18 protein-coding genes and 1 tRNA gene are annotated in these 23,064 nt (G+C 69.1%); 14 read left to right on the top strand and 5 right to left on the bottom strand.

Annotated elements, in window-relative coordinates:
- The first annotated feature begins 121 nt into the window (after positions 1-121).
- From FS641_RS06850 to FS641_RS06820, 7 genes are all read left to right on the top strand, one after another.
- Positions 122-1,228 carry a sugar-binding protein gene (locus FS641_RS06850; RefSeq protein ID WP_144761886.1) on the top strand — a complete coding sequence of 369 codons (1,107 nt, stop codon included), beginning with the start codon at positions 122-124 and terminating at the stop codon, positions 1,226-1,228.
- Positions 1,229-1,528: 300 nt separating this feature from the next.
- Positions 1,529-1,909 carry a peptidoglycan-binding protein gene (locus FS641_RS06845; protein ID WP_144761883.1) on the top strand — a complete coding sequence of 127 codons (381 nt, stop codon included), beginning with the start codon at positions 1,529-1,531 and terminating at the stop codon, positions 1,907-1,909.
- Positions 1,910-1,977: 68 nt separating this feature from the next.
- Entirely contained in the window at positions 1,978-3,042 is a 1,065-nt protein-coding gene (locus tag FS641_RS06840) for a hypothetical protein (protein ID WP_144761881.1), read from the top strand.
- A gap of 14 nt (positions 3,043-3,056) precedes the next feature.
- Complete coding sequence (locus FS641_RS06835; protein ID WP_144761878.1) at positions 3,057-5,402, top strand: glycoside hydrolase domain-containing protein; 2,346 nt, start codon at positions 3,057-3,059, stop codon at positions 5,400-5,402.
- A 9-nt stretch (positions 5,403-5,411) separates the two neighbouring features.
- Positions 5,412-5,966, top strand: a complete 555-nt coding sequence (locus tag FS641_RS06830; protein ID WP_144761874.1) for a hypothetical protein — start codon at positions 5,412-5,414, stop codon at positions 5,964-5,966.
- 249 nt (positions 5,967-6,215) lie between these two features.
- Complete coding sequence (locus tag FS641_RS06825) at positions 6,216-6,605, top strand: peptidoglycan-binding protein (protein WP_144761871.1); 390 nt, start codon at positions 6,216-6,218, stop codon at positions 6,603-6,605.
- Between the two features lie 56 nt (positions 6,606-6,661).
- Positions 6,662-6,979: a peptidoglycan-binding protein gene (locus tag FS641_RS06820; RefSeq protein WP_222122058.1), complete on the top strand. Its 318-nt coding sequence runs from the start codon at positions 6,662-6,664 to the stop codon at positions 6,977-6,979.
- Positions 6,980-7,143: 164 nt separating this feature from the next.
- Here FS641_RS06820 and FS641_RS06815 read toward each other — a convergent pair whose 3' ends face one another.
- From FS641_RS06815 to dcd, 3 genes are all read right to left on the bottom strand, one after another.
- Positions 7,144-7,473 (bottom strand): DUF86 domain-containing protein, encoded by a 330-nt coding sequence (locus tag FS641_RS06815; protein ID WP_144761865.1) that lies wholly within the window; start codon positions 7,471-7,473, stop codon positions 7,144-7,146.
- Positions 7,470-7,985 (bottom strand): helix-turn-helix domain-containing protein, encoded by a 516-nt coding sequence (locus FS641_RS06810; protein WP_144761862.1) that lies wholly within the window; start codon positions 7,983-7,985, stop codon positions 7,470-7,472. Before FS641_RS06810 ends, FS641_RS06815 begins: the two co-directional genes overlap by 4 nt.
- 66 nt (positions 7,986-8,051) lie before the next feature.
- Entirely contained in the window at positions 8,052-8,639 is a 588-nt protein-coding gene (dcd, locus tag FS641_RS06805) for a dCTP deaminase (protein ID WP_144761859.1), read from the bottom strand.
- A gap of 502 nt (positions 8,640-9,141) precedes the next feature.
- Here dcd and FS641_RS06800 point away from each other — a divergent pair.
- The 6 genes from FS641_RS06800 (at position 9,142) to FS641_RS06775 (ending at position 21,077) form a co-directional block, all read left to right on the top strand.
- Complete coding sequence (locus tag FS641_RS06800) at positions 9,142-15,933, top strand: RHS repeat-associated core domain-containing protein (protein WP_186317618.1); 6,792 nt, start codon at positions 9,142-9,144, stop codon at positions 15,931-15,933.
- Positions 15,930-16,328 (top strand): hypothetical protein, encoded by a 399-nt coding sequence (locus tag FS641_RS06795; protein ID WP_144761853.1) that lies wholly within the window; start codon positions 15,930-15,932, stop codon positions 16,326-16,328. The genes FS641_RS06800 and FS641_RS06795 overlap by 4 nt, the downstream gene beginning before the upstream one ends.
- A 327-nt stretch (positions 16,329-16,655) precedes the next feature.
- Positions 16,656-16,937: a hypothetical protein gene (locus FS641_RS06790; RefSeq protein WP_144761851.1), complete on the top strand. Its 282-nt coding sequence runs from the start codon at positions 16,656-16,658 to the stop codon at positions 16,935-16,937.
- 113 nt (positions 16,938-17,050) lie between these two features.
- A complete protein-coding gene (locus tag FS641_RS06785; protein ID WP_144761848.1) occupies positions 17,051-18,148 on the top strand; it encodes a GNAT family N-acetyltransferase in 1,098 nt (365 codons plus the stop codon).
- Positions 18,145-18,855 (top strand): DUF6882 domain-containing protein, encoded by a 711-nt coding sequence (locus FS641_RS06780; RefSeq protein WP_144761845.1) that lies wholly within the window; start codon positions 18,145-18,147, stop codon positions 18,853-18,855. The genes FS641_RS06785 and FS641_RS06780 overlap by 4 nt, the downstream gene beginning before the upstream one ends.
- 176 nt (positions 18,856-19,031) lie before the next feature.
- A complete protein-coding gene (locus FS641_RS06775) occupies positions 19,032-21,077 on the top strand; it encodes a cytochrome c oxidase assembly protein (protein WP_144761842.1) in 2,046 nt (681 codons plus the stop codon).
- Between the two features lie 17 nt (positions 21,078-21,094).
- On the opposite strand, the gene FS641_RS06770 is transcribed toward FS641_RS06775, so the two are convergent.
- Complete coding sequence (locus tag FS641_RS06770) at positions 21,095-21,442, bottom strand: hypothetical protein (RefSeq protein WP_144761840.1); 348 nt, start codon at positions 21,440-21,442, stop codon at positions 21,095-21,097.
- On the bottom strand, positions 21,432-22,514 hold the full coding sequence (locus FS641_RS06765) for a DUF6177 family protein (protein ID WP_144761837.1): 1,083 nt from the start codon (positions 22,512-22,514) through the stop codon (positions 21,432-21,434). Before FS641_RS06765 ends, FS641_RS06770 begins: the two co-directional genes overlap by 11 nt.
- A 209-nt stretch (positions 22,515-22,723) precedes the next feature.
- On the opposite strand from FS641_RS06765, the gene FS641_RS06760 reads away from it, so the two are divergent.
- Positions 22,724-22,797: transfer RNA gene (locus FS641_RS06760), tRNA-Gly, on the top strand.
- The last annotated feature ends 267 nt before the right edge of the window (positions 22,798-23,064 follow it).

Below are 23,064 nucleotides of genomic sequence, written 5' to 3'. Positions count from 1 at the left end.
TCCAGCCCGGGGGCTCCGGCCCCCGGGTCCCCGGGGGCTCGTGCCCCCGGATCGGACCACGTTCCCATTCCCCACAGCGGGGCCCCGGCCCCACCCTCCTCAACGAAGAGAAAGCAATCACATGCGCAAGAAGATCGTCGCCGGCCTCAGCCTGGCGCTCATCGCGGGCCTCACCCTCAGCGGCTGCTCGGCTCGTGGCACCTCCGGCTCGGGCGACAGCTCCGGCGCCAGCATCAAGAAGGGCGACACCATCGGCGTCGCGCTCCCGGCGAAGACCTCGCAGAACTGGGTGCTCGCGGGCGCCGCGTTCAAGAAGTCGATCGAGGACGCCGGCTTCAAGGCCGACATCCAGTACGCAGCCGCGTCGAACACCGTCCCGGACCAGCAGGGCCAGATCTCCAGCATGGTCACCAAGGGCGACAAGGCCGTCATCATCGGTGCGGCCGACGGTTCGCAGCTCGGCTCGCAGGTGAAGGCGGCCAAGGACGCCGGCGCCGTCGTCATCGCCTGGGACCGCAACATCCTGAACACCAAGAACGTCGACTACTACGTGGCGTTCAACAACTACAAGGTCGGCCAGCTGCAGGCGAACGCACTGCTCAAGGGCCTCAAAGACGAGAAGGGCAGCGGCCCGTACAACATCGAGCTGTTCGCCGGTTCGCCCGACGACGCCAACGCCACCGTGTTCTTCAACGGTGCGATGAGCGTGCTCAAGCCGAAGATCGCCGACGGCACCCTCAAGGTCGTCTCGGGCCTGACCGAGTTCGGCAACGTCAACACGCAGGGCTGGCTCGCGCAGAACGCGCAGTCCCGCATGTCCGACCTGCTCTCGAAGTACTACTCGGGCGACACCAAGCTCGACGGTGTCCTCTCGCCGAACGACACCCTGGCCCGTGCGATCCTGCAGGCGACCAAGGCCGCCGGCAAGCCGAACCCGGTCATCACCGGCCAGGACTCGGAGACCGCCTCGATCCCGCTCATCATGAGCGGCGAGCAGTACTCGACGATCTACAAGAACACCACCGAAGAGGCCCAGGCGGCCGTCGACCTGGTCTCGGACCTCGCCAAGGGCAAGAAGCCGGACACCAAGATCGACAAGACGAACAACTACAACGGTGTGAAGACGGTGCCGGCCATCGAGCTGACCCCGATCCTCGTCACCAAGGAGAACGCGGTCGAGGCCTACAAGGGCAACGACACCCTGGAGCAGCTCGCCAAGCAGGGCTGACCCACACTTCGGCACCACCGACGGCCTCGTCCCGCTCCAGCGGGGCGGGGCCGTCCTGCGTCGGATCCGTCGAACGCTGCGTCGGGAAGACCCCGGCTGTGCGCTCCCTCAGGGCTCCACCTCTTTACTTCCCGAACTGGCTCTCGATACCGTGAAGGAGCGCTCAGTTCCTGCAGGGGGCCGGTCGAACGGTGGCGTCGCGGAGGCTCGACGTCCTCGCCGTCCTCCTGTCGGGACGACCACACGGGCGCGTGAGCTGTCCGTCCGGGACACGCACCACGAGCGACGAGGGGATCGCACATGATCGGTACGACCAAGCTCATCGCGGCCGCTGCGGCCACGATGACACTCGTCGGGCTCTCGGTCCTGGACACGGGCGCATCGGACACCGCCGAGGCAGCGACCGCTTGCGTGAACAGCACGTTCCGGGACGGGTCGACGGGTCACTGTGTCTACGACATCCAGGAGCTCGTGAACGACCGCGGGATCGGACCGTACCGGTTGACCGTCGACGGAGTCTTCGGCGCTCAGACGAAGGCCGACGTGATGAAGCTGCAGTCCGCGTACGGCTACACCCATGACGGGATCGTCGGACCGCAGACCTGGCGCCTCGTCTGCCAGAAGTACGAGGCAACCGGTCCGCAGGTGGACGCCGGGTGCAAGGCGATCCAGTGGGGATGACGAAGGATGCCGATGCGGTGTGATCCGGACGTGACCGAGATGGTCGAACGAGCTTCGAAGAGGGGACGATGACGACGTTCACGAGACGCCAACTCATCGGTGCGGTCGCTGCCGGAGCGGCCTCGGCGTCGTCGACGATCGTCGCCGACGCGGCGCACGCCGATGTGGTGTCGAAGAGTGCGGACACCGTCGGCGAACCGGGCGCGACCACGGCCGGCGGCACCACGGCAGCGATCGCCCTGCAGTCCAGCACGGCCGTCGCCTTCTCCCCCGACTACGCGACCCGGTTCGAGTTCACCGTGCCGGTGGGACTGTCGTTCCCTCCCGGTACGGAGGCCGCGGGCGCAGCCGTCACGGTGACGCTCCCGACCGCTCTGCTCCGGTGGAGTGGCTCCCCTGCCGTCGTGAACGAAGGCGGACACGTCACCACCGTTCCCGTCGAGGAGCAGCAGGACGGAGCGAACTCGCGGATCACCGTGACGCTTCCGGAGGGCCTCGGGACGGCAGAGGTGTCGGTCAGCCTCCCGGTCGACGTGGCCGCACGCTACCCGGTCGAGAACGTCGGAGACGCCGTCGCCGCGAGCGTCTCGGTCCGGACCGCAAGCGGTACCGAGACGGTGCTGTCAGAGGCGACCGTGATCGCTCCGGTGTCCAGCGCGTGGGGTGCATCGGTCTACGCCGCGTGGGCCGTGTTCGCGGACGTCCAGGCCGAGAGCGGAGCGACGTACAACTACCCCACGCACATCCGCGTCGTCAGCTCCGGGCCCGGCGCGATCCCGGCCAACGGGCAGGTGGACGTCTTCGTCGACGACCACGTCGTGCGGGCGCTCTCGGTCACATCCGTCACCGTCGACGGCACTGCGCAACAGTGGCTCGGAGCCGTCGCGCCCGGTGCTCGGACGAGCCTGCGGATCCCCGTGGTCGTGCCGGCCGGCACCTCGATCGAGATCGCCCTGGAGATCTCGGACCAGGACGATGCTGCTCTCGCGACCGGGATGGTCCTCCCGAGGGTCGTGTTCTCGGCGCGGAGCGCGAGCGGCGTGTACCAGCGTGTGACCGGGCTCGAGTCGAACGTGCCCGTGTCGTCCTCCGGACGCCCGTTCGGAGCCGATCCGGCTCTCAGCCTGAACTGACAGGACGCTCGCTCATGGATCTCTGGGTCAAGAACTCGCAGGTGTGGCTCAACCAGCGCTACGCGAAGGTCTCCGGCTACAACAAGGTCGCCGAGGACGGTGTCACGGGCTGGCAGACGATGTACGCGCTGACGCGCGCGCTGCAGCACGAGCTCGGGATCACCGCGCTGTCGGACAACTTCGGCGACGGGACGGCCTCAGCGTTCCGGAGCAAGGTGGGGAGCATCACCGCCAGCACGTCCGGAGCGGGGGTGCTCGGTATCCTGCAGTGCGCTCTGTGGTGCAAGGGGTACTCGGGAGACACGACGTTCGGCAAGTGGTCGACGGTGGTGGCGAACTCCGTGTCGACCATCCGGACGCAGATCGGGCTGTCCAGCTCGGCGTCCGTCGACGTCAAGCTCATGCGGTCGCTGCTCACACTCGACCCGTACGTGCTCGTCACCGGTGGAACGGATCGGATCCGCGCCGGACAGGTGTGGTTGAACGCCCGGTACACGTCTCGGTCGCTCTTCACGATCGTTCCCTGCGACGGCCGGTTCACCCGGGACGTCCAGCGTGGGCTCATGCTCGCGATCCAGTACCAGATCGGGATGGACGATGCGACCGCCAACGCGAACTTCGGGCCGGGGACGCAGACGGGCATCCGGTCGAGCGGTACGGTGAGCTCGAACCAGTTCGACAGCAGCACCAACCACTGGGTCACCCTCTTCCAGATCGCTCTGGCGTTCAACGGCTACGACGTCGCGCTCACCGGGAGCTTCGATGCGGCGACGTCCGCGGCGGTGGCGGCCTTCCAGTCGTTCATGGAACTCCCGGCGTCGGGGAAGGGCGACTTCGCGACCTGGGCAGCACTGCTGGTCACCTCGGGCGACCCTGCCCGTGCAACGAGCGGCGTGGACACGAGCACACCACTCACCAGTGCCTCCGCGCAGAAGCTGATCGATGCCGGCTACGGCGTCGTGCTCCGCTACCTGACGGTGGCGGCGAAGGGGTTCGCCCGCGGTGAGTTGAGCATGCTGCTCGACGCGGGCCTCAAGGTCGTCCCGATCTTCGAGAACTACAACAACCAGGCCGCGTACTTCAACCACGACATCGGTGTCGATCAGGGCCAGCAGGCGGCCATCCGCGCACGGCAACTCGGGATCCACGCCGGAGCGGTCATCTTCTTCGCCGTCGACTACGACGCCTACGACACCGACATCGACGGGTTCCTGAAACCCTACTTCGAGGGCGTCGCCGAGGGACTCGCCATCTCGGTGTCCGTCCGCTACCGGATCGGCGTATACGCAGCGCGGAACGTCTGTACTCGCCTCGCGGACGCCGGACTCGTCGACGCGGTCTGGGTGTCCGGTGCGTCGACGGGGTGGTCTGGGAACCAGGGGTACACCATGCCGAAGAACTGGTGGTACAACCAGGTCGCCGTCGACCTCACGACCACGTACACCGAGGGCGGCGTCACCAAGCAGCTCGGCATCGACCACGACGTCGTGTCGAAGAACGCGGTCCCCCTCGTCAGGAACGCCGTCGACAGGATCCTCGATCGCAGTGACGACGAGCTCGACTTCTACTGGAACCTGGTCCGGCAGCAGGTCCTCATCGAGCATGTGATCGACCAGGTGGACCCGACGGTCCGGACCTACGCGAACTACTTCTTCTTCTTCTACCTGGAGTCAGTCAAGTACACATCGGCGAGCTTCAAGGACTACACCCCCTTCCCGGTGCCGGGTACCGGCAACGACGGGAACCAGCAGATCGCCTTCGACACGTACATGAAGCTCGCCGGGGTGCCCACCGGCCACACTGCCGGCTACGAAGGCGACATCGAGCACGTCGGCGTCGTCCTGCAGGGCATCGTGGGCTGGGGGACCTGCGAAGGCAACGCGCGCATCGGGCCCGCGGACCTCGGCGGTTGGGCCCTGGACGTCGTCCAACTCTGGGCGAACTGGGTCAAGTTCGGCGCCGGACAGAAGATCGACGTCTTCGTGACGGAGAACATGGGTCAGGACACCGACAAGACCGAGTGGAGTCGAGCCGACGTGATCTCGGATGCCGACGGATGGCTCGTGGGACGCGACATCCTCGGCACGGTGACCGTGCCGGAGTCGTTCCGCACGTGGCTGCTCGGTCACCCGTCGTGGCAGGACCGCCTCGCGATCTTCCTCAGAGCACGGTTCGCGAGTTCGGACCTCAGCCTCAAGGTCTCGATCGTCAACAACGTGTCCTCGGTGTTCACGGACCCGTGGCCGTACACCAAGGCGCGCGACGCGTTCCAGGAGGGCGTCCGTGACCCCTCGGCCGAAGAGCGAGAGCTCCTCGCCGACGCGATCGCGACCACGTGGCTCGCACTGGCGAAGCTGTAGCCTCGCCCGATGGCGTACGAAGAGCGCGCGGCCGATGCCGTGCCGAACGAACTGCGCGCCGCGATCCTGACCGTCCTGATCCCGCTGCTCTGCATCGCGCTGTACGTCTGCGGCTCGGCGCAGGACGCAGTGGCCCGGGGCCTGACCCGTCCGGGAGGCGATGTCGACGGACACGCCGCGCTCTGGCTCGGAGCGTGCCTGGCGCTCGGGCCGCTGTTGCCCATCGCGTCCCTCGTACCCTGGCGGCGTTCAGATCGCGCCGTCGTGCCGACCGGCGCCGTCGTCGCGATCGCCCTGGGGAGCGCGGTCGTCCTCGCCGCAGTGAGCCCCTTCGCGCTCGTGTGGGATCCGCCACCGGCGGCGTTCGGCAGCGTCCGCTGGCTGGCGTGGCTCGGTGCGAACACGTCGTTCACGTTCGGCCCCTGCCTGCTCCTCGTCGGTGCGCTGATCGCCGTCATCGCTCGGCTCGTGAGGCGTGCCAGGATCCGGTCCGGCATCCTCGTCGTCGGTGCGCTCATGACGATGGCCGTTCCGATGGCTGCGGTCGCACTGGTCTGGGGCTGAGCGCTCCGCACCCGACGTCTCCGCTCGGGTCTGGCGCGTGGATGTGGTCTGCGCGCCGCTGAGAACTCCGGTCACCCTCGTGCAGAAATGTCCCCATGAATGCGGACGAATCGTGGTACGAAACGGGCAGAGAGCGTTGACTGCACATACCCTCAGTCGGCGAGCATTGGCAACCGGAAAATGCAGTACTAGCCTCTGGACAAACAGGTCAGGGGTCGATTCCCCTGGGCCACGAGGGGAACCACATCAATGAAGAGAAGAACCCTGCTCTACGCATTCTCCGCCCTCGCCGCAGTCGGTCTGGGACTCTCGCCCGCCGTCATCACGAGCCAGGGCGACTCGGCAAGCGCAGCGACGAGGTGCTACGGACAGACGTTCGGTCCGGGCCACAGTTCCACGAAGAACTGCGTCGAGGACATCCAGAGTCTGCTCGACATCTACGGCATGGGCCCCTATCACCTCACTGTCGATGGCGTCTACGGCGCCCAGACCAAGAACGACGTGGCCAACTTCCAGGACGGCCAGTTCGTCGGCCTGACTGCTGACGGAATCGTCGGCCCACAGACGTGGAAGTACCTCTGCAAGGTCGACGACGGCACCGACGGGCCGGAGGTGGATGCCGGATGTCCGGTCAGATGATTCGACGCCGGGGAGTCGGCGCGGTCCTCGCTGGTGCGCTGCTGCTCGGCGCCGGGATGGCCGTCGTGCCGACGACCTCGGACCGAGCGGACGCACTTTCGTACTGTTACGGAAAGGTCTATCGCAACGGCTCGAGAGGCGACTGCGTCAAGGACATCCAGGAGATCCTGAACATCGATGACTACGGGCCGGCTCGTCCACTGACCGTCGACGGGGTCTACGGGATCAACACCGAGGACGACGTCTACCAGTTGCAGTCTGAGCTGTCCGGCTATCCGAACGCGGACGGCGTCGTGGGCCCGTTCACCTGGAAGCTCCTGTGCGAGGTCGACCGCGGCTCGGACGGACCGGAGGTCGACGCCGGCTGCCCCTGACCGAGCTCGACGAGCGACGTCCGGGAGCCCGCACCCACCTGGGCCCCGTCCGCATCGCGGACGGGGCCCAGTCCCGTTCCAGAGCCGACCCGGTGCCGGACGGGAGGCTCGGTGCCCGCTCGCCCCGAGCCTCCCGTCCGGCTCCGCTCACCGCGGACGCCGCGTCAGCCGTGCCGTGCCCGAAGCCGGCGGACCGCCTCGCAGAGCGTCGGCACGTCGACCCGGGCCGTCCCCAGCACGATGGCCGGGGTGGTGTCGAAGTAGCGCCGCGTGAGCCGCTCGCCGAGCAGGGAGACCCGTGACCACGGGATCCCCGGTTCTGCGCTCGTGACCGACACCGGCAGCATGCGGACCGCCTCGCCGATCTCGACCAACCGCATCCGGACCGCGTCGTAGACGAGGTCCTCTGGCAGACCAGGCTCGGAGACGTAGCGGTCGATGACGCCGCACGCCCGGATCACGTCGTCGAGCCGTTCGCTGACCGGGCGGTTCACAGCGGGACCGCCTCGCGAACGACGGCATCGCTCATGCCGGCTGCGTCGACGACGTCCACCCGCACGCCGAGCAGTTGCTCCGCGACGTCCTGGATGCGCATCAGCGCGAATATCCCGTGCCCGGGGCGGAGGTCGACCATCAGGTCGACGTCACTGTCCGGACCGTCGTCACCACGGGCGACGCTGCCGAACACCCGTGGGTTCGCTCCGCCGAAGCGCGTGATCGCGTCCAGCAGCTCGCTGCGGACCGCTGCGACGCGCTCGCGGAGCGGCGGCGGGTCGGCGAGGGGTTCCAGGTCGATGACGGTGAGGAACCCGGCGGCGAGCAGGAGTCGTTGCAGCGCCGCGAGGGACGGCTCGCGGCGCCCGTTCTCGTAGGTGCTGATGACGCTCTGCGTGACCCCGGCGCGCTTCGCGAGCTGGACCTGGGTCAGCTCGGCGCGCAACCGAGCATCGCGGATGAGGTCAGCCGCACAGATGGTCGGTGCCGATCGTGGCAGGACTCCAGACATGCCGCCACGATACACAGAATGCAGAATTTCGCCGCGTGTGCGACGAAGATTCTCATGCGGGTGGCGTCAGTCGCGGACGGAGACGTCCGTCCGGTGGAAGTTCAGGGCCGACCGCGACGGCGTCGGGCCCCGCTGTCCCTGGTACCGCGACTGGTACTCCGCCGAGCCGTACGGCTTGTCCGCGGGGCTGGAGAGCTGGAAGAAGCAGAGCTGCCCGATCTTCATGCCGGGCCACAGCTTGATCGGCAGCGTCGCGACGTTCGAGAGCTCGAGGGTGACGTGCCCGGAGAACCCGGGGTCGATGAACCCGGCGGTGGAGTGTGTCAGGAGCCCGAGCCGCCCGAGCGAGCTCTTGCCCTCGAGCCGGGCGGCGATGTCGTCCGGCAGGGTGACGACCTCGTAGGTCGAACCGAGGACGAACTCCCCCGGGTGCAGCACGAACGCCTCGTCCGGGTCGGTCTCGACGAGGCGCGTGAGGTCGGGCTGGTCGACCGCGGGGTCGATGTGCGGGTACTTGTGGTTGTCGAACAGCCGGAAGTACTTGTCGAGCCGGACGTCGATGCTCGACGGCTGCACGAGCGCGGGGTCGTGCGGATCGAGGCCGATCCGGCCGTCGGCGAGCTGGGCGGTGATGTCGCGGTCGGAGAGCAGCACGGAAGGGATCCTAGCGGGCGCGTGCCTCCGCACCGGTTGCGGCGAGTACCGCGGAGCAGTCGTCGGGTCGGCCGTCCTCCCGCGGATGTGCTTCGGACCACCGTCCGTGTGGACTTCTCCCCCCGACAGCCGATGCGTCGACGACGATCCCGAAGGCATGATGACGGCGGCCGTCGGCGACTCTGTGTCCGCATTTCGGCGGACAAGAGCTGCATTGCGTGCCAACGAGCTGTTTTCTTCCTGGTGTTCCATCGTGAGCGTTTTCTCACGAGCCCGTGAGCTGTTTTCTGATCAGGCATTTCAGTTGATGCTGCGCTGTTGTTCAGATTGCCGGTCCACATTGGAGGTTGCCGGTCCGGCAATTGATCCCTAACGTCCAGCATCAGCGCCGTCTTCCTTTCGGCCTGTACTCGTTGGGGGTAGCGTGGCCTCTGTTCTCTCGGCGCCGGTGCGTCGTTCAGTTGCTGGTGGAATGCACTTCCGCGCTGCAGTCGGGCGTGTGATGACCGTGCTGGCCATCGTGGGTCTGACCGCCGTCTCCGTGCAGACGAGCGTGGTGCCCTCCGCGGCTGCAGAGACAGGCGCCACCCCGACACGCACTGCGGACGCTGCCGACTTCCCACACGCCGCCGACGCCGCCACCGATGTCGCGGTGAACGGCATCGGTGCTGCGGACGGGTACCACCTCCGGATTGCGTCCGGCGCCGGGGGTTTCGGGTGGCGGGACGTCGCTGTGCTCCGACCGGCCGAACTCGATCCGTCGACGTGGTACGGCTACCAGTGCGTCACCGACGACGGGAAGTTCATCGCGGTTGCCGTCCTCCCCGGCGATGCGATCAACGACAACGTCAGCCGAGACCGCGGCGCGTACGCCTACAGCGTCGACATCGCATCAGGGAAGGTCACCCCGCTCGCATCGGGCGTCGGCTTGAAGTACCACTCGCCGGGATGTGGGCTCGGGGACACCGCAGCCTTCACCGCCAACCTCGGAAGTGACGAGTCGTCCACCGAAGCCCTGGCGTTCGACCTCACCACGGGTCAGCGCACCCAGGACTCGATCCTCACGGGACAGGTCACATCCGTGGTGCCCGCGTCTGCCGGTCTCATCGGAGCCCAGGGCACGTCGATCGTGTCCATCCCGACCGGGGGCTCGCCGTCCCACCCCGAGCGAGCCGAGAACATCGCGACGGCCGCTGGAGCTGCCTACGACCTCCGCCCCTCAGCCGGCGGCGGTGTGGACTTCCTCGCCGACAGCGGGCAGACCGGGACCGCCACGGTCCAGCAGCTCAACGGATCCACCGTGCACACGGTGGGCAGCGGACCAGCGTCAGGGGTGGCACTGTTCGCCGGCGCCAACGGTCACAACAACGTCGTCGGTGCGCAGGTGTCGGTGACAGGGCTCACCCAACTCGACAACGCAGCGCTGCCACTCGGTGCGCAGACCATGTCGCTCGACGGACACGCGGCCTTCGGTGCAGCCCGGAACGCCGGCAACCCGACGGCGGACGTGGCCCCCTCGACGCAGACCGAAGCAGCTGCACAAGCGTCGCTCCCCGTCGTCGAGTCCGAGAGCACGCACAAGGCCTACACCGCTGCCGGTGCAGCCGCCCCGACGGCAACAGGCGAGTCATCCAGGCCGACGGCTGGCTCAACGGCGACGTCGAACTCGAAGACCGGTGCACCGACGCAGGCCGGTGCAGACCGCAAGCCCCTCGACGCCCAGCCCGCACCGGATGAGCGCGGCGCGAGGCAGACCACGACGTCGGGATACACGCGGACGGGACCAGCGACGACGAGCGTCCAGGCCGCTGTCGCGACCCGGTCCGCGGTCTTCGTGAACCCAGCGCTGTCGGCCGATGCGACGACGCCGAAGTGCTCCATCCCCCGGCTGCAACCGAACCTCGAGGCCATGCAGCCCTCGAACGCGCAGGTCAGCTGGGCGACACAGATGGACGAGCAGGGCCTGCTCACCGGGAGCGCGTACGCCCGGCCGGCGAACTTCGCCAACATGGGCTTGGTCTCGTACGCCCCGTCGTCCGACTTCCCGCCGGTCGCCTTGTCACACCCGGCCGGCAGCTCGCAGACGACCGTTCCCAGGTCGGTGATGCTCGCGATCGAGGCGCAGGAATCGAACTTCAACCAGGCGTCCTGGCATGCGCTGCCGGGCATCGCCGGTGACCCCCTCATCGCGGACTACTACGGCGTCGTCGACAGCATCAGCACCATCGACTACCCGAACGCCGACTGCGGGTACGGCGTTGCGCAGGTCACCACGGGGATGGCTGCGTCCGACACCAGCATCTCCACCCACGGCGAGATGAAGATCGCCGTGGACTACCAGGAGAACATCGCCGCGGGACTGCAGATCCTCGAGAAGACCTGGAACAGCCTCTACGCCGACGGCGTGACCGCGAACGGCGGCGACCCGAAGTACCTGGAGAACTGGTACTTCGCAGCCTGGGCGTACAACACCGGCATCCAACCGAACGCCGCGTTCGGCAACACGTCGGGCTGCACCCCCTCCGCATCCTGCACCGGGCCGGACGGCACGTGGGGCGTCGGCTGGTCCAACAACCCGCAGAACCCGGACTACGACCCCGCACGAAAGCCGTATCTGCAATCGACGTACGCCGACGCGGCGCATCCGTCGAGCTGGCCGTACCAAGAACGCATCATGGGGTGGATGGCGTCGCCGATCCTCCGATACGGCTACTACGGCTACAACACGCCGACGTACAACGGCGGATCGAGCTGGTTGCAGATCCCGCCCGTGTCAGCGTTCTGCGACTCTTCCGACGACTGCAATCCCAGTGACTCCGCGAAGCAGTACTGCTCGCTGTCGGACTCGGAATGCTGGTGGCACAAGCCCGTCACCTGGGTGGCGTCCTGCTCGACGACGTGCGCGACCTCGTCCTATGAGTACGGAGCCGGTTCGTCCGAGCCGACGTACAGCGCCAAGTACCAGCCCACCTGCAACCAGGACGGCTCGGTCGTGCCGCCGGGATCGATCATCGTCGACGACCTCGCTGACCCGGCCGACGACGACCAGGGCTGCGCGGGCATGAACTGGAGCAACGGTGGCAGCTTCGCGTTCAGCCCCGGCACGAACTCCTCGGGCGATCCCGTCGGGGACATCGACACGCACCAGCTCGGTTCCGGCTTCGGCGGCCATGTCCTGTTCACCCACACGGAACCCGCGTCGTCGACCAGTGTGATCAACACGGGCACGTGGACCCCGAACCTGCCGAGTCGGCAGTACTACAAGGTCAAGATCCACCTCCCTGCCAGCGGCGCGACGGCCGGCGACGTCGTCTACACCGTGAACCCCGGCGGCGGCGCCGCGCCGTGGCGCATCCGAGTGAATCAGGCCTGGGGCTCCGAGCAGTGGGCCACCATCGGGACGTTCGGCATGCAGAACGGCGGGAACGTCGTCCTCACCAACGCGTCCGACGAGGCCCCCCAGCGGTACGACGTCGCCTACGACGCGGTGGCGTTCGTCCCCGAGGGCGGGGATGCGTCCACGCCGTTGGGAGGCCCCCCGGGCATCCGGGACGCCCCGTCCGGCTCCAACCCCGCGTGGGTCAACTGCGGCTGCGGGAGCAGGACCGCCGGTGACCCCGTCGACACCTCCACCGGCTACTTCGGCGAAGCAGCCACGGACCTGACCCTGCCCGGGCTCGGCGTCCCCCTGAACCTGAACAGGAAGTACAGCGCGGTCCTCGCGGACTCCGCCGGGCCGGCCGGGTCCGCCGCGACGGTCAACGGTGCGTTCGGCTACGGGTGGACCTCCGACTACGGGATGACGGCGAAGACGGACGCGTCCGGCAACGTCACCGTCCAGCAGGAGGACGGCTCCGCCGTACCGTTCACGGTCAGCTCCGGGACGTACACGCCGACTGCTCCGCGGTTCGACGCGACCCTCGGCAAGAGCGGCACGACGTACGTCTACACCCGACGCGGCGACGAGCAGTTCGTCTTCGACACCACAACCGGGCGCCTCCTCAGTGAGTCAGACCTCGCCGGCAGGACCGCTACCCCCGCGTACGCGACCAAGCTCGCGTACAGCGCGAACGGCCAGCTCAGCACGGTCACCGATCCCGGCGGCCGCACCCTGACCGTGTCATGGACCGGGACGCACATCAGCAAGGTGGTGACCTCCGGTGGGCAGGAAGTCGACTACGCCTACAGTGCAGCCGGCGACCTGACCGACGTGTACGGGGTCGGCACCACGAGGTCGGGAGGCACGCTCGGCAACCAGGACCGGGTTCAGTACACCTACAGCAGCAAGCACCTCATGCTCACGGAGCGGACCGCGGCCGACTACGGCAAGACCGGCACACCGGCACCCGTGACGACCAACGTCTACGACTCCTCGGACAGGGTGACCAGTCAGACGGACCCGGACGGTGGCACGACGACGTTCGTGTACGGGCCGGACTCGGCCACCGGCATCACGGCGGGGCAGACGCTCGTCACCGACCCGGCGGGACACCGGGTCCTGGACAGCTACACCAACGGGTTGCTCACGTCGGAGACGAAGGGGTACGGCACCGCGGCGGCCGCGACCACCACGTACCAGTACGACCCGATGACCCTCGGCGTGACCGTCGAGACCGACCCCGACGGCACGACGAAGACCTCCGCCTACGACGACGCTGGTGACCGGGTCTCGGCATCGGACGGTCTCGGCCGGACCACGAGCTGGCAGTACGACGCGGCTGGGCACGTCACCGAGCAGGTCGACCCCTCGGGTCTGGTGACGCAGCGGACCTACAACGCCGCGGGAGCGCTGACCCTGCAGACGGTGAGCAACACCGACCACAGTGCCGATTCGGCGAGTGACACCCTCAACCCCGTCTCGACCCGCCAGACCTCGGCCACGTACTCCGACGCAGCCCACCCGTCCGAGGCGACCACCACGACCGACGGCGACGGGAACGCTTCCAAGCGCACGTACGACGCCGACGGTGACCCGACGAGCACCACCGACGCGCTGGGGCGCACCACCGACTACGGCTGGTCGCTCCCGCTCGGACGCAGGATCAGCACCGTGGCGCCGTCAGGCGTCGCCGCGGGCACCGCAACGACCTGCACGCCGCCGGCGACCGGCTGCACGACGTACGCCTACGACGCGTTCGGCAACATGGTGACGACGACCGATCCGCTCGGTCACACGACGAAGGCCACCTTCGACGCCGACGGCGATCAACTCACCGCCACCGATGGGAACGGGCACACCACGACGACGACGTTCGACGCCGCGGACCGAGCGACGAAGACCGCGCGACCCTCCGGATCCGCCGTGACCACCACCTACAACGCGGACGGCACGATCGCCAAGACGACGAACGCGCAGTCGGCCTCCACGAGCTACACGTACGACAGCCGCGGCGACCAGCTCAGCATGACCGACCCCGACGGCAAGACCACGACGCAGACCTGGAACCCGACCGGCACGCTCGCGAGCGTCACACGGCCGGACGGTACGACCACCACCGACTCCTACGACGGCGCCGGCCAGCTGTCCCGCACGTCGTACTCCGACTCGACCGCCCCGTCGACGTACACCTACGACGCCGACGGCAGGCAGTTGACGATGACCGACGGGACCGGCACGACCACCTCCTCCTACGACGTCTTCGGCGAGCTCACATCCCAGACCAACGGCGTCGGGTCGACGTCCGGCTACACCTACGACGCAGACGGCAACACCCTCACGGTCATCTACCCCGGCGCGACTGCGCCGGTGGTCGCCCGGACGTACGACCAGGCGGGCCAGCTCGCGACGGTGACCGATCCGGCGGGTGCGAAGACGACGTTCGGGTACAACCCTGACGGCGCGTTGACCAGCGAAGCACTGGGCGACGGGGACGCGGTCTCGATGTCGTACAACGCCGACGACCAGGAGACCGCCACGGCCGTCTCGCGGGCCGGCACCGCCCTCGGGACGATCAACTACACCCTCGACGGTGTCGGGGACGTCCTCACCCAGACCCCGTCCACCGGAGCCCCGGGCGCAGCCACCACGTACACGTACACCGCCGACCAGTACCTCGCGACGTCCAAGACCAGCGCCACGACGACGTACGGCTACGACGCCTCCGGTGACCCGACCGCGACCGCTGGCGGCACCCAAGCGTTCGACGCCGCCGGCCGGCTCTGCTGGTCCTCCGGGACCGCTGTGTCGACGCCGAACTGCTCGAGCGCTCCGACCGGGTCGACGAAGTACGGATACGACGCGGACGGCGACCGGACGAGCACGACCCCGGCGACGGGAGCCGCACAGGGACTCCGCTACGACGCAGCGGGGCACCTGACGGCGATGACCACCGCCGGGAGCACGACCGCGACGTACACCTACGACGGCCGGGGGCTCCGCGCGAGCAAGGCCACCAGCGCCGGCACCACCCAGTACACCTGGGACGCACGCGGTGGGGTCCCGACGCTGCTCACCGACGCGGTCCACGACTACATCACCGGACCAGCGGGCGCGGTGATCGAGCAGTTCGCGGCCGCCGGGTCGGACTGGCTGTTCCACGACGCCCACGGCTCGACGGTGCAGCTCCTCAACGGAACGGGAGCCGTGGCCGGCTCCTACGCCTACACGCCGGCCGGCGCGACGAGCGCGCACACCGGTCAGGACTCGACCTCGATCCAGTTCGCCGGAGCCCTCGTCGACGCAGAATCCGGGTTCCTGTACCTGCAAGCCCGCTACTACGACCCGGCCACATCCGAATTCCTCTCGGTCGACCCAGCAGTGGCGACCACGCACCAGCCATACCAATACGCGAGTGGCGATCCGGTGAACTCGGTGGACCCGCTCGGGCTCGAGACCTGGTGGAACCCGACGACCTGGGATTCGGAGACCTGGGCGTGGGTCGGAGTCGGAATCGGTGCGACGGCGCTCGCGCTGACCGGGGTGGGCCTCGTCTTCGACCTCGGGGCAGCTGCATCGTTCGCCGTCGGTGGCACCGCGCTCGGGCTCAGCGTCGTCGGCGAGGGCATCGACGGAACGGGCTGTGCCACGACACATGACAGCGTTGCCTGTGCCGGAGCACTGCTGAACGGTGTCGCGACGCTCGGGGCCGGCGCCGACGTCATCGGAGCCGCCTTCGGGATCGAGGCGCTGGAAGGCGTCGGGATCGCTGCACTCCCGCCTGCGCTGATCGGGTTCGGGATCGACGTCTACGGAGCGGAGAAGACGACCGAGGAACAAGAACAAGAAGAAGGACAAGAAGAAGCGGAAGCGCGTCGCCGGGATCATGCAGTTCAGTGCGCGAGACTCAGCGCATGAGCCTGCGTTCTCGCACCGTCGACACCTGGCGTCCGCTGATCGGCCGTCGGTACGCCTCCGACGTCGCCCGGCGACGACTGTCGTTCCTGTGGGCGTTCGCTGCACAGCTGTTCGTCTGGGCGCTGGCGTGGATCCTGGTACTGCCGCACCTCATCCCGACCGGCGTCTTCGCCGTACTCATCGTGGCGTCAGGCGCGGTGAGCGTCGCGATGGTCGTCCGCCTGGCTCGCTTCGGACGGGTGATCAGGCGGGACCTCCGCGCGCACGGCATCGACGTCCGGGAGGTGCCCTACGCGCGGAGGCCATCGGACGTCGAACAGTGGGCGGAGCGCAACCACGTGGACCTCGCGCGCGTCGCCGAGATCGGTGACGGCGCGGAGCCGCGGGGCTCGTGACGCGACAACCGCGATGATCGGAGCTACGCGAGAACGCGAAGCCTGTTGACCGCGGGCTGTGTCGCCGTTGTTCCCGCGGCTGCCCTCCTCACGACAGACGGCCGAGCTGCAGTTCCTGGGGAGGTTGTGGAGGCGAGCTGTACGCGATCGGGAAGGAGCCAAGAGATTGATCGATCAACGCTCGTATGCCGCGAAACATGAGGCGGGCCGAAGTCAAGCAGCCATCATCTCGGCCTTGCCTTCCTCCGCAGGCCGCTCCGGCCGCGCGAGCTCACGGTACTTCGTGTCCGACAGCACCCGGAGAGCTTCACCGCCACCACGCCGCTCATGACCTTCCCTGCGCTCCAGCGTGACGATCACACGACCGGCAGCACCGCTGAGGTGTTCGGCGTCGTCACCCTCGAACCGGACGGCGTGACGTTGGAGCCGTCCCGTCGCGCCTTCCGCCGGCACGGCGTTCGGACGCTGCGCTGGGGGCCCACGTGGACGATGCAAGCACGTCCACTTCGTGGCCCCGGTGGATTGGTGCAGCGCAGCGTCGTCGCACCCGGCAACGACGAGTCATCGACCTTCTGGGTCCGCGGCGGCAAGGACTTCGTCTTCGGTTGACTGCGAGGGGAGTCAGGCGCACCGGGAGACCCTCGTTCCACTGAGCAGGACACGGCACTTCGTGTAGGCTGCTCGGCTGCCCTGCACCGCGTACGGGCGGCGGAAGGACCACCGTGTACCGCGTCGTCGAACTCGACGTCCCCAGCAGCATGCACGACGCCCCCACGACGGTGCGGGCGTTCCGCGACTGGGTCGACGTCTCGAACCGCTCCGAGATCGCCGTCCACGGGCTCGCCGAGCTCGCCTGGACCGCCGAGGAACAGCTCCCACTGCAGCACGACCCCGAGGCACCGAGCCGCCTCTTCGTGGTCCGCGACGACGAGGACACCGTGGTCGCGGCAGGGTCGTACTCCTCGAAGACGGCCGAGGGCACCACGAACTGCTGGATCGCGATCGGGGTCGACCCCGACCACCGTCGGCGTGGTGTGGGCACCCTGCTCGCCGACCACGTCGAGGGCATCGCACGCGCCGCCGGACGGACGCAGTGGAAGACCTACGCGGTGTCACGGCAGGTCGGCCCGGCGTCCGGGCCCGGCTTCGTCCCCGCACCGACCGGGTTCGGCGCCGTGCCGGAGGACGAGGCCGGCGTCCGGTTCCTGACCGGCCGCGGCTGGCGCTTCGGGCAGGTGAACCGGATCAGCCGGCTCGCGCTGCCCGCTGACCGCGGCGTCGTGACGGCACTGCACGATCGCGCCGCCGCGGCTGCCGGGCCCGACCACCGGGTGCACGCCTGGACCGGCCGCACGCCCAAGCGGTGGCTCGCCGACATCGCGCACCTCGAGACGCGGATGAGCACCGACGCCCCGTCCGGCGACATGGAGGAACCGGAGGACGTCTGGACCGTCGAGCGACTCCGGGAGCACGAGGCGCACCTCGAGGACTCGCCGCGGACGATGCTCACCGTCGCCGTCGAGCACGTGCCGAGCACCACCCTGGTGGGTTTCACGCAGCTCGCCGTACCGGATGCGCTCGACCAGCCGGTGTTCCAGTGGGACACGCTCGTCCTCCGCGAACACCGCGGGCACCGGCTCGGCTGGCTCCTCAAGGTCGTCGGGATCGAGACCGTCGAGCGTGACCACCCGGGGCACCCGTCGATCGTGACGTTCAACGCGGAGGAGAACCGGCCGATGCTCGACGTCAACGAGGCCGTCGGGTTCGTCGGTGTCGGGAGCGAGGGGATCTGGGAGCGACGGCTACAGTCGGACGCATGACACGCTCTGGGGGCATGGACGCGCTGATCGACGACGGGGTCTTCCTCGCGCACGAAGCGCAGCTGGCCCTGGTCGACCGCTTCGGCGACCACGACCACTGGGACGTGGACCTCGCCGCCGGGGTGTTCCACTTCTCGGGCGCGAACCCCGCCACGTTCCCCGTGCAGTTCGTCGGGACCGCGGCACCCGGACCGCGCAGCTGGTTGTGGGCGTGGGCGAACCCCGGGGAACAGGCCGAGCAGGTGCGCTCCGCGGCCATGGCGACGCGTGCGATGGGTGAGCGGATGGGGGTCCCGGAGCTCGTGCAGGCCGAGGTGCCGTTCGACATCGAACCGGCGGACGACGAGCCCCGCGCCGGGTACGAGCTCGGATGGAGCATGTCCATCGCGGCGCGCCTGGCGAGCGGCACGTGGTTCGGCTACAGCGCCGACGTCGGCGGCGGCACCCGGATCTGGCTCCTGCTCGAGGGTCTGCTGTTCGACGCCCCGAGCGTCCCGCGGATGATGCGGGTGTTCAGCGAGGGGATCGACACCATCGAGGTGCGTGACCACCGACGCGCCGTGGCCAGCTGGGCGTCGCTCCGCGGTGTGCCGTGGGACGGGCACACGATGCAGCTGTCCGACGGCACGCTGTCGGTCCGCTTCGACGACCGGGGCCGGCTGGCCGGCCTCGACGGGACCGCAACGGGAGCCGCGGCCGGCGTCTGAACCGTGGCGGCGCCGGAGATCGCGACCAGCGTCCGGACCGTGGCGGCTCGGCGGGCCGACACCGCGCCTCCAGACCGGTGCGCCCACTCACCCGACCGACGGCCGGGGTCCAGGCAGCAGCGCCTACGATGGAGGGTCCGCGGTCTCGCGGACGGAAGCGTCCCCGGAACAGGTTGATGACCGCCACGACAACCGAGACCCACCCGAACGGGACAGCGCCGGAGTCGGCGCCCGTCACCGCGCGCACATCCACCGTCGCCACCGTGCTGGCCGTCGCGATCCCCCTCGCCGTCGGCTGCTCGATCCTCGGCATGACCGTGACGGGGGCGTTCACGGCGAGCCAGCAGCTCGTGTCCGCCGGCGACCTCGTGCAGTACGGACTGCCGGTGGCGCGCGTGGTGCACGACGCCATGGCCGCGCTCACGATCGGGCTCCTCATCGTGGCCGCGTTCGCGCTGCCCGCGCAGAAGCAGGACCACGGCGCGATGTCGAGCGTCCAGCACCGTGCCGTGCGGTGGGCGGCGACGACCGGGGCGCTCTGGTTCCTGGCGGCCGTCGTCAGTCTCGTGTTCACGGGCGCGAACACGCTCGGGGTCCCGATGACGAACCCGGTGTTCGCCAGGAACTTCCTGCTCTTCGCGTTCCAGGTCGAGATCGGGCAGGCGCTCGTGGTCTCCGCGGCCGCGATCCTCATCGCCACCGTCCTCGCTGCGTTCGCCACCCGGGTCACCACGCTCGCCGTCGCCACGGTGTTCGGCCTGTTCGCGCTCCTCCCCCTCGCGCTGTCCGGGCACGCCGCGGGGTCGCTCGAGCACGCCAACGCGGTCAACTCCCTCGCGATCCACCTGATCGGCGTGTGCGTCTGGGCGGGCGGGCTCGTCGCGGTGGTGCTGCTCCGCACGAAGACCAGGGGCGCCACCGGCCGGATGGTCGCGCGGTACTCCACGCTCGCCGGCTGGTCGTTCGCCGCCGTTGCGTTCTCCGGCATCGTGAACGCGTCGCTGCGCCTGACCGGGCCGCTCGACCTCGTCACGACGACGTACGGCGCACTCATCACCGTCAAGGCCGTCATCCTGGTGCTGCTCGGGCTCGCCGGTGTCGTGCAGCGTCGCAAGCTCGTGCCGGCGCTGCTGCGCTCCCCGCTCGACCGGCGGTCCTTCACCCGGTTCGCCCTCGCCGAGATCGTCTTCATGGCGATCGCGATCGGCGTCTCGGTCGCGGTGTCCCGCAGCCAGCCGCCGATCCCGCAGACGCCGGAGACCGGCGACGACACCCGGTCCGGGCTCATCGGCTTCCCGTACCCGCCCGCCCAGACGCTCCACACGTTCCTGACGCAGTGGCACATCGACTGGGTGTGGCTCGCGCTCGCCGTCGTCGGCGCCGGGTGGTACCTGTCCGCCGTCCGGAAGCTCCGCAAGCGCGGCGACAAGTGGCCGGTCGGGCGCACCATCGCGTGGCTGATCGGCTGTGCGGTGTTCATCTGGACCACCTCTGCCGGCCCCGCGGTCTACGGCATGATCCACTTCTCGTCGCACATGATCCAGCACATGCTGCTGATGATGTTCGTGCCGCTGCCCCTCGTGCTCGGTGGGCCGGTGCTGCTCGCCCTCCGCACGCTGCCGGTGCGCAACGACGGCTCCCGCGGTGCGCGCGAGTGGCTCATGCTCTTCGTGCACTCCCGCTACATGCAGTTCATGGCGAAGCCCGCGGTGGCCGGGGTGATCTTCGCCGGCTCCCTCGTGGTGTTCTACTTCACCGGCGCGTTCCAGGCCGCGATGCAGTCGCACGAGTGGCACGTGGCGATGGTCGTGCACTTCGTGCTGAGCGGCTACCTGTTCTTCTGGGTGTTCGTCGGCATCGACCCGGGTCCGAAGCGCCCGCAGTACCCGATCCTCATCATCGCCCTGCTCGCGACCCTGGCGTTCCACGCGTTCTTCGGCGTCGCGGTGATGACCTCCGAGTCCGTCTACGCGATCGACTGGTTCCACGCGCTCGGGCAGACCAACGACACCGCGCTCCTCGCCGACCAGCACACCGGTGGCGGGATCGCGTGGGGTGCGTCCGAGCTGCCGATGGTCTTCGTGGCACTGCTCGTGGTGCGGAACTGGGTCCGGTCGGACAGCCGCGACGCGAAGCGGCTCGACCGCCAGGCCGAGCGCGACGGCGACGCCGAGCTCAAGGCCTACAACGAGCGGCTCTCCGCCATGAACGAGCGCGACTGAGCGGCGCCGCTCGCGGCTCAGTCGCCGTGCACGATGCAGACGGCGTCGAGGTCGATCGCGGCCTCGAGCGCTGCGGCGATCCCCGACTCCCCGTCCGGCCCGATCGGCGTGACGGTGTCGACCCACCACAACGGCGTACCGAGCGGTGGCGCGTCCGGCAGGATCCGACCCACCTCGTCGATCGAGTCGACGCGGCGGACCCCGAGCACCGTGATGACCGGGTGCTCCTGATCGCGGCAGATCTGCATCATCGGCCCGTCGTCGAGCGCCCGCACACCCCAGGCGTCGTCGTGCAACAGGAGAGCCTCGGCCACCTCGCGGATCTCCACCTCGCCCCGGCAGAGCAGGGTCACGTCACGGGGCACCGATGCCGCCGTGTCGTCCGCCTGCTGCCACGTGCCCGTCGAGCGTGCCCTCGTCGTGCGCCGGGTCGAGCGGTGCGCCGCCGACGAGCTGCAGGAACCGGTCCTCGTCGATCCGGTCGAGGAAGGCCTCGAGTGCGGTCCAGCCGTCCTCCAGCCGGACGATGAGCCCCTGCTCGTCGGTCACCGGCCCCGCCCGGAAGACGGAGGTCGAGGTGTGCGGCGGCGGCCATGCCGCCCCGCGGTCGATGAGCTCCGTGGCCTCGGGCCCGACGACGACCGCGAGGGGCGTCGGCTCGCCGTGCGACACGGCCCGGACCAGGTGGTCGGCGTCGCCGCGGCGCTGCATGACCACGCCGAACACCGGGACGACGTCCTCGGCCACACGGTGCACGGCGTCGAGCATCCGCTCCGCCAGGTCGGGGTCGGACCCCTGCTCCGGCACGGTGAGGACGGCGGACAGCGTCTCGATCACGACGCCGTCGGTGAGGTGCGCGGTCATCGTCGCGGAGAACCCGGCCCCGACGGCGTACGACGTGCTGATCCCTGGTGACTCGTGCTTGGCGTACTGCGTGGCGACCCAGCGGTCCCACGGGCCGGACAGCGGCTCGGCGGTGCCCCAGCGGGTGGGGCAGGTGCCGACGGTGTGACACAGCGCCTCGATCGCGGAGCCGATGTCGATCGCCCGCTCCTCGTGGTGTCGCAGCGTGAGGTCGATGCTGATCTGGCGGACCGAGTCCGACGCGCCGGGGTGCGTTGCGGACGGCGGCCCGACGAGTTCCGGCCCGCGCTCGACGAAGTCCTCGATGCGGTCAGCGCGGACGCCGGTGCGTCCGTCGCGCAGCGAGCCGTCGGGATCGGTGACCGCCCAAGCGGCGCCGTGTGCGCCGAGCGCGTGCCGGAGGGCGGGGGTGAGCGCAGCCTCCCGTCCGGTCCGCAGGACCACCATGCGGTCCGCTGCGGACGCACGGGCGAGCAGTGAGGACATCGCCTCGGTCAACCACACCACCTGCGAGTCGGAGTCGACCACGATCGCGTGACCGACGACGTCGTCGATGAGGGGGTGCCTGACCATCCGGGTCCTCCTCGGGTGCGCTCGCTGGGACTCCCTGGACGGTACACACGTCGATCGACACCTGTCCGTCAGGCGGGTCGGCTCACAGAAGAGACACGGACACCTGACGGGAGGCTCGGATCGCCTCCGGCAGATCGGCACACCGGGGGCTGTCGGCTGGCTTCCAGCGGAGAATCCGCTATGGTGGTCGAGTCCCGCTGAGCGGGCGCGCGAGTGTAGTTCAATGGTAGAACTCCAGCTTCCCAAGCTGGTAGCGCGGGTTCGATTCCCGTCACTCGCTCCACAGGGCCAGGGGGCCGACCGTGTCGTTTCTCAACCCAGCTGAGACTTTTCTCGACGTAATTGAGACTCCGCCCTCGAAACGCGCAGCGTGTCGAGCCTGTCGGATTCGTGCAGGACATCACCAGCCACCCGCCGGCTTGACCTCGCAGAGTGCACACAACTTGTTGCGCTCGGATCCGCCATCCTTGTCCATCCCCGGGGCTCAGAGCACGCGCGCGACGAGCCCGGCGGACCACGGCGATGGCGCCCTCGGCTCGCAGGTCAAGGT

The sequence above is a fragment of the Curtobacterium sp. 9128 genome, from assembly GCF_007673775.1.
Classification (GTDB): Bacteria; Actinomycetota; Actinomycetes; order Actinomycetales; family Microbacteriaceae; genus Curtobacterium.
The sequence above is the reverse complement of the archived record's forward strand: the minus strand, read 5'-3'. Positions and strand labels throughout refer to the sequence as shown.